The 11,595-nt window shown below is 72.5% G+C and carries 13 protein-coding genes and 1 pseudogene; 11 read left to right on the plus strand and 3 right to left on the minus strand.

Annotation, left to right across the window (positions count from 1 at the left end; translation table 11 throughout):
• Positions 1 to 13: 13 nt before the first annotated feature.
• From MUY14_RS19060 to MUY14_RS19070, 3 genes are all read left to right on the plus strand, one after another.
• Entirely contained in the window at positions 14 to 658 is a 645-nt protein-coding gene (locus MUY14_RS19060; protein WP_281506332.1) for an HAD family hydrolase, read from the plus strand.
• A gap of 218 nt (positions 659 to 876) precedes the next feature.
• Complete coding sequence (locus tag MUY14_RS19065) at positions 877 to 1,086, plus strand: hypothetical protein (protein ID WP_247024358.1); 210 nt, start codon at positions 877 to 879, stop codon at positions 1,084 to 1,086.
• Positions 1,083 to 1,604, plus strand: coding sequence for a sigma factor-like helix-turn-helix DNA-binding protein (locus MUY14_RS19070; protein ID WP_247024359.1), 522 nt, complete (start codon positions 1,083 to 1,085; stop codon positions 1,602 to 1,604). The genes MUY14_RS19065 and MUY14_RS19070 overlap by 4 nt, the downstream gene beginning before the upstream one ends.
• Here the strand turns inward: MUY14_RS19070 and MUY14_RS19075 are convergent.
• Both MUY14_RS19075 and MUY14_RS19080 read right to left on the minus strand, forming a co-directional pair.
• A pseudogene (locus MUY14_RS19075) lies at positions 1,597 to 1,923 on the minus strand (class I SAM-dependent methyltransferase); the annotation flags it as partial. The gene MUY14_RS19070 and the pseudogene MUY14_RS19075 overlap by 8 nt on opposite strands.
• 83 nt (positions 1,924 to 2,006) lie before the next feature.
• On the minus strand, positions 2,007 to 3,347 hold the full coding sequence (locus MUY14_RS19080; protein WP_247024360.1) for an MFS transporter: 1,341 nt from the start codon (positions 3,345 to 3,347) through the stop codon (positions 2,007 to 2,009).
• Between the two features lie 100 nt (positions 3,348 to 3,447).
• Here MUY14_RS19080 and MUY14_RS19085 point away from each other — a divergent pair, with 100 nt between their 5' ends.
• Genes MUY14_RS19085 through MUY14_RS19115 form a run of 7 tightly spaced genes read left to right on the plus strand, consistent with a single transcriptional unit; the run spans position 3,448 to position 10,100 of the window.
• On the plus strand, positions 3,448 to 3,939 hold the full coding sequence (locus MUY14_RS19085; protein ID WP_247024361.1) for a MarR family winged helix-turn-helix transcriptional regulator: 492 nt from the start codon (positions 3,448 to 3,450) through the stop codon (positions 3,937 to 3,939).
• A gap of 52 nt (positions 3,940 to 3,991) precedes the next feature.
• Positions 3,992 to 4,921 (plus strand): hydroxymethylglutaryl-CoA lyase, encoded by a 930-nt coding sequence (locus MUY14_RS19090; RefSeq protein WP_247024362.1) that lies wholly within the window; start codon positions 3,992 to 3,994, stop codon positions 4,919 to 4,921.
• Complete coding sequence (locus MUY14_RS19095; RefSeq protein ID WP_247024363.1) at positions 4,918 to 5,637, plus strand: enoyl-CoA hydratase/isomerase family protein; 720 nt, start codon at positions 4,918 to 4,920, stop codon at positions 5,635 to 5,637. Before MUY14_RS19090 ends, MUY14_RS19095 begins: the two co-directional genes overlap by 4 nt.
• Positions 5,634 to 6,818 carry a CaiB/BaiF CoA-transferase family protein gene (locus tag MUY14_RS19100; RefSeq protein WP_247024364.1) on the plus strand — a complete coding sequence of 395 codons (1,185 nt, stop codon included), beginning with the start codon at positions 5,634 to 5,636 and terminating at the stop codon, positions 6,816 to 6,818. Before MUY14_RS19095 ends, MUY14_RS19100 begins: the two co-directional genes overlap by 4 nt.
• The gene (locus MUY14_RS19105; protein ID WP_247024365.1) at positions 6,815 to 7,567 is read left to right on the plus strand and encodes an enoyl-CoA hydratase/isomerase family protein; all 753 of its coding nucleotides are present in this window, start codon (positions 6,815 to 6,817) and stop codon (positions 7,565 to 7,567) included. Before MUY14_RS19100 ends, MUY14_RS19105 begins: the two co-directional genes overlap by 4 nt.
• Positions 7,564 to 9,144 (plus strand): AMP-binding protein, encoded by a 1,581-nt coding sequence (locus tag MUY14_RS19110; RefSeq protein WP_247024366.1) that lies wholly within the window; start codon positions 7,564 to 7,566, stop codon positions 9,142 to 9,144. Before MUY14_RS19105 ends, MUY14_RS19110 begins: the two co-directional genes overlap by 4 nt.
• Positions 9,141 to 10,100, plus strand: a complete 960-nt coding sequence (locus MUY14_RS19115; RefSeq protein ID WP_247024367.1) for a nitronate monooxygenase family protein — start codon at positions 9,141 to 9,143, stop codon at positions 10,098 to 10,100. The genes MUY14_RS19110 and MUY14_RS19115 overlap by 4 nt, the downstream gene beginning before the upstream one ends.
• Before the next feature lie 3 nt (positions 10,101 to 10,103).
• Here MUY14_RS19115 and MUY14_RS19120 read toward each other — a convergent pair whose 3' ends face one another.
• A complete protein-coding gene (locus MUY14_RS19120) occupies positions 10,104 to 10,802 on the minus strand; it encodes an alpha/beta fold hydrolase (protein ID WP_247024368.1) in 699 nt (232 codons plus the stop codon).
• A gap of 124 nt (positions 10,803 to 10,926) precedes the next feature.
• Between MUY14_RS19120 and MUY14_RS19125 the strand changes: the two genes are divergently transcribed.
• Positions 10,927 to 11,484, plus strand: coding sequence for a TetR/AcrR family transcriptional regulator (locus MUY14_RS19125; RefSeq protein WP_247024369.1), 558 nt, complete (start codon positions 10,927 to 10,929; stop codon positions 11,482 to 11,484).
• Positions 11,485 to 11,595: the final 111 nt, after the last annotated feature.

Raw genomic sequence — 11,595 nt, forward strand, 5'->3', positions numbered from 1 at the left:
CGCCACCGCGGTCCTGTTCGACGTCGACGGCACGCTCGTCGACTCCAATTACCTGCACGTCCACGCCTGGCACCGCGCGTTCGCCGAGCTCGACCGCGCCGTCGACTCGTGGCGCGTGCACCGGGCGATCGGGAAGGGGTCCGGCAAGCTGCTGAGCACGCTGCTGGGCGAGGAGGACGCCGACCGCATCGGCGACCGGGCGAAGGAGCTCCACAGCCGCTTCTACCTGGAGACGGCGGAACTGCTGCGCCCGTTCGACCACGCCCCCGAGCTGCTCCGCACCCTGGCCGGCCGCGGCGTGCGCGTGGTGCTGGCGACGTCGGCGGGCTCGGACGAACTGTCGGTGCTGCGCAAGGTCCTCGACGTCGACGACGTGGTCACGGGCATCGTCTCCGGCGCGGACGTCGACGCGACGAAACCCGACCCGGAGCCGGTGTTCGCAGCCCTCGAGCGCGCCGGAACCCGCCCGGAAGAGACGGTGTTCGTCGGCGACGCGGTGTGGGACGTCCACGCGGCCACGAAGGCCGGCGTGCGCACGGTGTCGGTCCGCTCGGGAGGGGTGAGCGCGGCGGAACTGACGGAGGCCGGCGCGGTCGCGGTCTACGACGACGCTGCTGCGCTGTTGGACGGGCTGGAGGAGAGCGTGCTGCTCGGCTGAGCTCGCGGCGCGTTACGAAAGTCGGTAGGACACCACGTCCTACCCCTTCAGCTTCCCGACCAGGGCAGAACCTGCACGGGTCAGCCGTTTTCGCTGTGCTAATCTGGTCGCAGTTCGGGCATTGGTGTGCCCACCAGCCCCGCCGATCCGGCCGGGGCTTTTTTTCTGCCCATTTCCGCCGGGTGAGTCCGGCGATTTCGTCGTGCCCGGAGGTCGCCATGCTGACGCTGCTCATCTACCTGTCACCGATGCTGCTGCTCATCGCGATCTTCGGCGTGGTGTCGATCGTGGCCCTGTGCCAGGCACGACCTGAAGACGTGCCGAAGATCTTCACCGAGGCGACCCAGGTTTTCCGCAGGCTGAACAGCCGCCGTGCGCCTCGGCTCAGAAGCGATACTGAAAACGACGAACAGGAGGCACAGCCATGACGCGCCGACGGGTGACCGTGGTCGACGGGAGCCGCCGGCTCGACGCGGTCCTCGCTCTGGAGCAGCTCAAGTCCGCCCTCGACATGTTGCCGCCCAGTCAGGCCGAAATCATCGTCCTGCGGTTCGGCCTGCGCGACGGCGTTCCGCGCTCCCGCGCCGAGGCAGCGGCGATCCTTTCCGTGCGCCTGGACGACGTGCTCCGCCGCGAAGCGGCAGCCCTCGGGAAACTGCGTGCTCGGTGGCGCCTGACCGCTCTTCGTGACCACCTCGACTCGGACCATGCCGTCGTTCCGGACCGGGTCCGGGCCAAGATCATGGGCTGGACCGAAACCCCGGAACTCGGGCTGTGCCCGCGTCACGGCTACTTCGAGCCGGCCGAAGGGGCGATCCTCTGCTCGACGTGCCCCTGCCCGGTCACCCCGGCCCGATCAGTGACGTCCGAGCTCGGCCGCCCCCGCCGCTACTGCTCCAACGCCTGCCGCCAGGCCTCGTACCGCGTGCGGAAGGCGATCAGCTGAGCTTCCTGGCCACCAGCCGCTCCACCAGGCCCAGCTTGAACCGCTCCTGCCGCTCCACCGTCAGCCCGGCGGCCTCCACCAGCACCAGCGGCCGCCGCCGGAAGTGCTCGCCCGCCAAGGGAACGCTCGCCGGCTCCAGGAGCCACTGCACCACCCGCACCGGCCACGACGTCGACACCACGTGGTCAGCCAGGATCAGCCGCCCTCCCGGGCGCAGGACCCGCGTCATCTCCGCCACCGCCACCGCGGGGTCGGGGATCGCGCGGAGGCCGAACGTGCAGACCACCGTGTCGAAAGACGCGTCGGCGAACGGCAGGGCTCGGGGTCGTGAGTGTTCAGTCGGGTTAGAACCCGACTGAACACTCACGACAACCCGACCACCTGCCAAGCCCGCACGCGCCGCTAGCGGTGCTTCTCCTTGAGGTCCGCGGCCTTCACCCCGACGAGCAGCACCCCGACCGCCAGCAGCACGATCCCCGAGCTGATCACCAGCCCCAGCGACAGGCTCCCCGTCGCCGACTGGATGAAGCCCAGCAACGACGGCGAAGCCGCGGCCGCGAACGAGCCCATCGACGTCACCACCGCGATGCCCGTCGCGGCCGCGCGGTCGGTCAGGTAGATCGACGGGATCGAGTAGAACACCGTCAGGCCCGAGTAGTGGGCCGCCGCCATCACCGCGAGCAGGATGACCACCACCAGGACGCTGTCGCCGGAGAACGCGAGCGTCAGCATCGCCACCGCCGCCACCAGCCAGCTCACCGCCGCGTGCCAGCGGCGTTCCAGCGTCCGGTCGGAGTGGCGGCCGACCAGCAGCATCACCGCGATGCCGAGCAGCGGCGGGATCGCCGAGAAGAAGCCGAGGTTCAGCACGTCGCCGACGCCGGCTTCGGCGATGATCCGCGGCGTCCAGTACGAGACGGCGTTGGCCAGTGTGTAGGCCCCGCAGGCGCACAGCCCGAGGATCCAGACCTTCGGGTCGCGCAACGCCGAGAGCATGCCGCCGTGCCGCTCCGCCGTGTCCGCCTTCGCGGTCCGCTCGGCTTCGAGGTCGGCCTGCACGAGCGCCTTCTGCGCCGGCGTCAGCCACTTCGCCCGCTCGGGCCCGTCGGCGAGGAAGAACGCGACCGCGACGGCCAGCAGGATGGGCGGGATGCCCTCGATCAGGAACAGCCACTGCCAGTCGGCCAGGCCGCCGACGCCGCCGAGCGAGTGCATGATCCAGCCGGAGACGAGCGAGCCGAGCACCCCGGAAACCGGGACGCCGATGAAGAACACGGCGGTCATCCGGGTCCGGCGCGCGGACGGGAACCACCGCGACAGCAGGTAGAGCGCGCCCGGGAAGAAGCCCGCTTCGGCCACGCCGAGCAGGAACCGCGCGAGGTAGAACGTCAGCTCGTCCTGGACGAACAGGGTCGCGATCGTGACCACGCCCCAGGTGGCCATGATCCGGACCAGCGTCTTGCGGGCGCCGATCTTCGCCAGCAGCGCGTTGCTGGGCACCTCGAAGAGGATGAACCCGACGAAGAACAGCGTGACGCCGAGCCCGTAGACCGCCGAGCCGAAGCCGAGGTCGCGCTTGAGGCCCTGCTGCGCGATGCCGATGTTCGTCCGGTCGATGAAGCTGACCACGTAGCAGACCACGAGCAGCGGCATGACCCGCAGGGCGATGGTCCGGTAGGTCGACGCGCGTTCGGCGGCACCCACCGCGGGGGGCCGTCCGGTGACGGCGGGTTGTTCGGCCATCGCTACTCGACTCCTTCGTCAGGCGGGGCGTGCGGCAGCAGTGTCGGCATCCACTGTTGAGTTTGTCAACACCTGGTCAGCAACGGCTACGATGACCGGCATGGCGGAACGCGCGGACGGCCGAGACCTCGTGCCCATTTCGGGACTCCTTTCCTACCGGCTCTCCCGCACGTCGTCGGCGATGTCGCGCAGCGCCGCGCTGCGCTACCGGCGGGAGTTCGACGTCAGCCTCGGCGAATGGCGGGCGATCTCGCTCATCGCCGCCGACCCCACCCTCACACTCAACCGGCTCGCCCGCCGCGCCGGGCTCGACAAAGCGCAGATGAGCCGGGTGGTCAGCCGCCTGACCGAGCGCGGCCTGGTGGACCGGACGGCCGGGTCGGGCCGCACCTCGCAGCTGGCCCTGACCACCGAAGGCACCCGCGTCTACCGCGGCCTGATCACCGCGGCCAACGAGCGCGACGCCGAGTTCCTGGCCGCGCTGACCCCGGAAGAGGCGGCAACGCTGAGCGGTGCGCTGGACAAGCTCGCCGACCTCGCACTGGCCGTCGAGGAGCGTGAGCGCGCCCACCCCGGCGACACCGACTGTTGACTTTGTCAACACGGCCGCGTAGATCTGGAGCCACCGAACGAAAGGTGGCCCGATGTCCGACGCCGTCACGCTCTGCGAGTGCTTCGCCCGCGACGGGCTGCAGCACGAGCCGGAGTTCGTGCCGACCGCGACGAAGGTCGCGCTGCTCGATTCCTTCGCGGACGCGGGGTTCCGGCGCATCGAGGCGACCAGCTACAGCCACCCCGGGCGCGTGCCCGGCTTCTCCGACGCCGCCGAGGTCCTGACGCGGATCCGGCGCCGCCCCGGCGTCCGGTTCAAGGCGACCTGCCCCAACCCGCGCGCGGTGCGGCGCGCGCTGGCCGACCTCGACGCCGGGCACGGCGCCGAGGAGCTGAGCCTGCTGGTCTCGGCCAGCGAAAGCCACACCGAACGCAACCTGCGCACGTCGAGAGCCGGGCAGTGGGAGCGCGTCACCGAGATGGTCGAGCTGGCCGGCGGCCGCTTCAAGCTGGTCGGCGTGGTGTCGGTGGCGTTCGGCTGCCCGTTCGAGGGCGCGGTCGACCCCGGCCGAGTCGCCGAGGACGTCGCCCGGTTCGCCGACCTCGGCGCCGGCCTGGTCACCTTGGGCGACACGACCGGCGTCGCGACCCCACCGTCGGTCCGCGCGCTGTTCGCCCGGCTGGACCCCGCGGTGCCGGTGGTCGCGCACTTCCACAACACGCGCGGCACCGGCATCGCCAACGCCGTCGCGGCCCTCGACGCCGGCTGCCGGAACTTCGACACCGCGATGGGCGGCGTCGGCGGCCACCCGTCGGCCATCTCCTACGGCGCCGGCCTCACCGGGAACGTCTGCACCGAGGACCTGGTGAGCCTGTTCGACGCGATGGGCGTCGACACCGGCATCGACCTCGACCAGCTCGCCAAGGCGTCTGTCGCCTGCGAAGAAGCTCTCGGCCGTCCCCTGCACAGCATGGTCGCCCGCGCCGGCTTCACCCCGACCCCGAACCAGGAGACCCCGTGACCGTCATCGCCGAGGACCACGGCGCCGTCCGCGTCCTGACGCTGAACCGGCCCGAGAAGCTCAACGCCCTGAACACGGCCCTCACCCGAGACCTGAGCGAAGCCTTCTCGGCGGCCGACGCCGACCGCGGCATCCGCGCACTGGTGCTCACCGGCGCCGGCCGCGGCTTCTGCGCGGGCGCCGACCTCGGCGAGTTCTCGGAGCTGACGCCCGAGCACGCCGACGCCGTCCTGGAACGCGCCGCGCTCACCGCGAAGCTGCAGGTGCAGGCGCGGCAGCTGCGGATCCCGGTGGTCGCGGCCGTGCGCGGTGCCGCGGTCGGCGGCGGCGCCGGGCTCGCCATCGGGGCGGACATGGTCGTCGCCGGCACCGACCTCAAGTTCGGCTACCCGGAGCTGAAGCACTCGATCGTCCCGGCGCTGGTGATGACCGGGCTCGTGCACCACCTCGGCCGCAAGCTCGCGTTCGAGCTGGTCAGCACCGGGCGCCTGCTCACCGCCGCCGAAGCCTTCGAGCACGGCCTGGTCAACCGGGTCGCCGACCCCGCCGAAGTGCTGCCCGCCGCGCTGGCGATCGCCGAGCACTGGGCGAAGGTCGAACCGCGGGCGATCGCCGCCGCGAAGGACCTCTTCTACCGCGTCGCCGACCTGCCGGCCGACGCCGCCATGCGGGCCGGGCAGGACGTCAACGCGCTGATGCGGGGGTTCCGCCGATGACCGGCCCGCTGGCCGGGATCACCGTCCTCGACTTCTCCCGCGTCCTCGCCGCGCCGCTGGCCACGCAGATCCTCGCCGAGCTCGGCGCGACCGTCGTCAAGGTCGAACGCCCGGGCACCGGCGACGAGACCCGCGGCTTCGAACCCCGGCTGCCGCACGGTGAAAGCGCGTACTTCTTCGCCTTCAACCGGGGCAAGAAGTCCGTGACGCTCGACCTCAAGGACCCGCGCGGCCAGGAGGTCGCGCGGAAGCTGGCGGCCGAAGCCGACGTCGTCGTCGAGAACTTCCTGCCCGGCGCGATGGACCGGATGGGCCTCGGGTACGCGGACCTGGCGCGCCCCGACCTGGTCTACGTGTCCGCGACCGGGTTCGGGCAGACCGGCCCGGACCGCGACCGCAAGGGCTACGACACCGTCTTCCAGGCGCTGTCCGGCGTGATGGCGATGACCGGCGAGCCCGACGGGCCGCCGTCGAAGACCGGGATCCCGGTGGCGGACCTGACTTCGGGGCTCTGGGTGGTCATCGCCGTGCTGTCCGGGCTGGCCGGGCGCGCGGCGACCGGGCGGGGCCGGCACCTCGACGTGTCCATGATGGACGTCCAATTGAGCCTGCACGCGCTCAACGCCGCGCGGCTCTTCGCGCTCGGCGAGGACCCGATGCGCACCGGCACCGAGCACCCGGGCCGCGTGCCGTCGGCGGCGTTCCAGGCCGGGGACGGGGAATGGCTGCACATCAGCGGCAGCGACCAGCACTGGGGTCCACTGTGCACGGTCCTCGGGCTCGACGACCTGGCCGCGGATCCGGTGCTGCGGGGCAATTCCGGCCGCGTCGGGCAGCGTGCCCGCGTGATGAAGGCCCTGCGTGGCGCGATCGCCCGGCACGACCGGGACGCGCTCGTGAAGGAGCTGCGCGCGGCCGAGGTCCCGGCCGGTGCGGTCCGCTCGGTGCGGGAAGCGCTCGCCGACCCGCACGCCCTCGCGCGGGGCGTCGTCGGCGAGTTCACCCACCCGGCGGAGGGGACGTTCCCGGCGCTGCGGACGCCCCTGCGTGAGACTGGCGGTGAGCCGACGGCGGTGGGCACGCCGCCCCGGCTCGGCGCCGACACCGACGACGTCCTGGCCGGCCTGGGGCTCGCCCCGGCCGAAATCGAGGGCCTGCGGGCCGCGGGGGTGATCCGATGACCGAGCGCGTGCGCGTCACCGTCGAAGACGGGATCGCGCGGGTCGAGCTGACCCGGCCCGAGGCCCGCAACGCCGTGGACCTGCCGATGTGCCACCAGCTGCGCGAGGCGTTCGAGGCGCTCGACGACGACGTCCGGGTGGTGCTCCTGAGCGGGCGCGGGCCGGTGTTCTGCGCGGGAGCCGATCTCAAGGAACGCACCGGCAAGGACGCCGCCTGGGTGCGGCGCCGCCGCGTCGCCTCCTTCGCCGCGTACGCCGCCATCGAGCAGTGCCGGGTGCCGGTCGTGGCCCTGGTGCAGGGCGCGGTCGTCGGCTCGGGTGGCGAAATCACGCTCGCCGCCGACTTCGCGCTGGCCGCGTCGGGGACGGTCTTCCGGTTCCCGGAGCCGCACTGGGGTACCGTCGGCGCGACCCAGCGCCTGCAGCGCGCCATCGGCAAGCGCCGGGCCAAGGAACTGCTGTTCACCAACCGCCCGCTCGGTGCGGAAGAGGCCGCCGACCTGGGCGTCGTCACCCGCGTCGTCCCGGCGGACGCGCTCGCCGAAACCGGCGACGAAACGGCCGCGAGCATCGCGAAAGCGCCGCCGCTGGCCATCTCGCTCACCAAGCGCGCGGTCGACCTCGGCTCGGAAACCGACCTCGACCGCGGGATCCGCATCGAGCTGGCGGCGATCGAACAGTGCCTCGCCGACGGCGGCTGGCGCGACGGCGTCGCCCGCTTCACCGCCGGGAACGGAGAACCGCGATGACCGACCTGCGCACCGCCTGCCCGCTGACCACGCACGAGGTACTGGCGCGCGCGGCCCTGCTCGCGCCGGACGTCGAAGCCGTCGTCACGGACACCGAGCGGATCACCTACGGCGAGCTGGCCGAGCGGGTCACGCGGGTCCGCGCCGGGCTCGCCGCCGCCGGGATCGGCCGCGGCGACCGCGTCGGCATCTGCCTCGGCAACGGCCCGGACTGGGTGGCGCTGTTCCTGGCGATCGGGGCGGCGGGCGCGGTCGCGGTGCCGGTCAACACCCGGTTCACCGCGGACGAAGTGCGCTACACGCTCGAGCACGCCCGTGTCCGGACGCTGTTCGTGGCGTCCCGGGTGCTCAACGTGGACTTCGCCGCGATGCTGCGGGAAATCGGCGTCGAGTCCCTCCCCGCGCTCGAGAAGGTCGTCGTGCTCGGCGACGACGTTCCTCCCTTCGCTTCTTCGTGGGGCGAGTTCCTGGCCGCGGCTTCGGAGGCTCCCGCGCCGGCCGGCTCGCCCGGCGACGTCCTGCTGGTGCAGTACACGTCCGGCACGACGTCGCGGCCGAAGGGCGTCCTGCTGACCCACCGCAGCATGTGCGCGGACGCGTTCTTCTCGGGCGCGCGGATGGGCCTGCGCCCCGGCGACCGGTTCCACTCCGCGCGGCCGTTCTTCCACGTCGCCGGCAGCACGCTGTCGGTGCTGGCGTCGATCCAGCACGCGACGACGCTGGTGACGATGCCGAAGTTCGAGCCGGAAGAAGCCTTGCGGCTGCTGGAAGCCGAGCGCTGCACGCACTTCTCGGGCAACGACACCATCGCGCTGCTGCTGCTCAACCACCCTTCGCGGCCATCGCGGGAGTTGTGTTTGCGCGGCGCGTGGGTGGCCGCGTCGCCGATCGTGATCCGGCGGGTCATCGACGAGCTCGGCGCGCGCGAATGCGTTGCGGGGTATGGGCTTTCGGAGGCGTCGCCGAACGTCGCCCAGTCGGCCTGGTGGGAGCCGGAGGAGCTCCGCGCGTCCGGCGCGATGGCCGTCGAACCCGGCGTCGAGGTGCGGATCCGCGACTTCGCCGGCGACCGCGACTGCGCGCCCGGTGTACCCGGCGCGGTGCTGGTGCGCGGCTGGAACGTGATGGTCGGCTACCTGGACGACCCGGTGAAGACGGCCGAGACGATCGACGCCGACGGCTGGCTCGCCACCGGCGACGTCGGGCTGCTCGACGAGACCGGGCGGTTCCACTTCACCGGCCGCACCAAGGACATCATCCGCGTCGGCGGCGAAAACGTGGCCCCGGCCGACATCGAAGACACCCTGCACCGGCACCCGATGGTGCGGCAGGCGGCCGTCGTCGGCGTGCCGGACGCGCGGCTCGTCGAGGTGCCGTTCGCGTTCGTCGTGCTGACCGGCCCCGGCGTCTCCGAGGAGGAATTGCTGGGGTGGGCGCGGGCGCGGATGGCGGGCTTCAAGGTGCCGCGGCACCTGCGGATCGTCGAGGGCTTCGAGGGGATCGGGATGACCGCGAGTTCGAAGGTGCAGAAGAACCGGCTCGCCGCGCACGCGCGTTCCCTGCTGGAGCGGGGATGACCCGCATCTCGACGTCGGTCACCGGACTGCTGGGGATCGACCTGCCGATCGTGCAGGCCGGGATGTCGTGGGCGTCGTCGTCTTCGGCGCTCCCGGTGGCGGTTTCGAACGCGGGCGGGCTCGGCGTGGTGGCGGCGGGGCCGATGCGGCTGCCCGACCTGGACCGGGTGCTGACCGAGGTGGCCGCGGGCACGCCCCGGCCGTGGGCGGTCAACCTGCCGCTGTACCGCGCGGGCGTCGACGAGGTCATCGAGCTGGTGCTGCGGCACCGGCCGCCGGTGCTGATCGCGTCGCAGGGCGGACCGCGTCGGTACCTCGAACGGTTCCACGGGATCGGGACGCGCTGCCTGCACGTGGTGGCCGGGGTGCCGCACGCGCTGAAGGCGGCCGCCGCCGGCGTCGACGGCCTGGTCGTCGTCGGCGCCGAGGCCGGCGGGCACCCGCCGCCCGCGATGGTGACGACGTCGGTGCTGGTCCGCGCGGTCGCCGCGGCGGTGCCCTCGACGCCGGTGATCGCGTCCGGCGGGATCGCGGACGGTGCCGGGCTGGCCGCGGTGCTCGCCCTCGGCGCGGGCGCCGCCCAGTTCGGCACGCGGTTCCTGGCCAGCACGGAGGCATCGGTGCACCCCGCGTACAAGGAGGCGGTGGTCGCGGCCGGGGTGGACGGCACCCGCACGGTCGGGCACGGGCTGGGCGTGATCCGCGCCCTGGACAACGACTTCACCGCGCGGATGCTGGCCCTGGAGGAGTCCGGCGCGGAGGAAGACTTGCGGCGCAAGGCTTTCCAGGCGGCCACGCTGCGCGATGCGGCGTTGCACGGCGACGTCGCCGAGGGGAAGCTCGAAGCGGGCCAGTCGGCCGGGCTGGTGGATTCCGTGCTGCCCGCGGCCGGCATCGTGGCCCGGATCGTGCGGGAGTACCGGGCGGCTCGCGCCGGACTCCCGCCGATCACCTGAGCGTCACTCGGCGGCGGCCGCCAGGATGACCTCGGCGACGACACCGGGCTGCGACACCGCGACGGCGTGCGAGGCGTCGATCCGCCGGACCGTCGACTTCGCGCGCTCGGCCATGAACTCCTGAGCGGCGGCCGGGATGGCGTTGTCCTGGTTGGCGATCAGCGTCCACGAAGGCAGCTTCGACCAGGCCGGGGTGCCCTCGAACGGCGCGGCGAGCGCCTGCTGCGCGACGGCCCGCTGGGTGACGGCCAGTACCGCGGCGGTCCCGGCGGGTACGTCGCCGGCGAAGACCTCGGCGAAGTCTTCCGGCTTGATCGACAGCTCGGGGTTGCCGTCGTGCACCAGGACGTTCGTGGTCTCCGGGCCGAGCTTGGCACCCGGGTAGCGGCCGGACAGCTCGAAGACGCTCTCCCCCGCGTCGGGCTGGAAGGCGGCGATGTAGACGAGGGCGCGGACGTTCGGCGTCTCGGTGGCGGCGCGGGTGATCAGGGCGCCGCCGTAGGAGTGGCCGGCCAGGACGACGGGGCCTTCGACGCCGTTGACGACGTCCGCGACGTAGGCCGCGTCGGACTCGAGGCCGCGGAGCGGGTTGGCCACGGCGACGACCGGATAGCCGTTCTCCTGCAGCTTCGACACGACGCCGGTCCAGCTGGAGGAGTCGGCGAAGGCGCCGTGGACCAGGACGATGGTGGGCTTGCTCATGGCTGGCTCCTTGAAAGAGAACGATCAGTCTTTCTGCCCCTCGAACTCTGCCTCGTCCCGAGAGCGGGCGCAATGTGACGAAGCCGATCTGGCAGAACGATCGGTCTTTCTTTATGCTGGCCGGATGACGTCTGCCCCGGTGCACCCGAAGGACCGGCTGCTCGCGACCGCGTCCCGGCTGTTCTACGCGGAGGGCATCCACGCGGTGGGCGTCGAGCGCCTGGTGTCGGAGGCCTCGGTGACGCGGGCGACGTTCTACCGCCACTACCCGACGAAGGACGACCTGGTGGCGGCGTACCTGACGGAGACGAGCCACCGCATCCGCGCGGCGGTGGATGCCGCACGAGCGGGCAAACCCCCACGCGAAGCCCTGGCGGCGGCGTTGTCGGTGGTGGGCGACGCGACGTGCGGCGAGGACTTCCGCGGCTGCCAGTTCCTCAACGCGGCGGCGGAGTACCCGGATGCGGAGTCCCGGGTCCGCCGGGTGATCGAGGACCACCGGCGGTGGTTCTTCGAGGTCCTCCGGGATGAGGCGGCGGCGTTGGGGCACCCGGAGCCCAGCCACGCGGCGCGGGTGCTGGTGCTGTTGCGGGACGGCGCCTTGCACGGCGGCGAGCTGGACGACGCGGAGACGGTCCGGGTGACCTTGCGGCGGGCCGTGGAGGAGTTCTTCCCGGCCTGACCCGCCACGATGGCGTCCCGCGACCCGCGCGGGCCCCTCGCGGAGGCCACCGGAGCCGGCCACCCGCACGCGGCGGCCATGTGGTCCTTCCCACCCGACCACCGCCGCTGT

Source organism: Amycolatopsis sp. FBCC-B4732 (assembly GCF_023008405.1).
GTDB classification, from domain to species: Bacteria; Actinomycetota; Actinomycetes; order Mycobacteriales; family Pseudonocardiaceae; genus Amycolatopsis; species Amycolatopsis pretoriensis_A.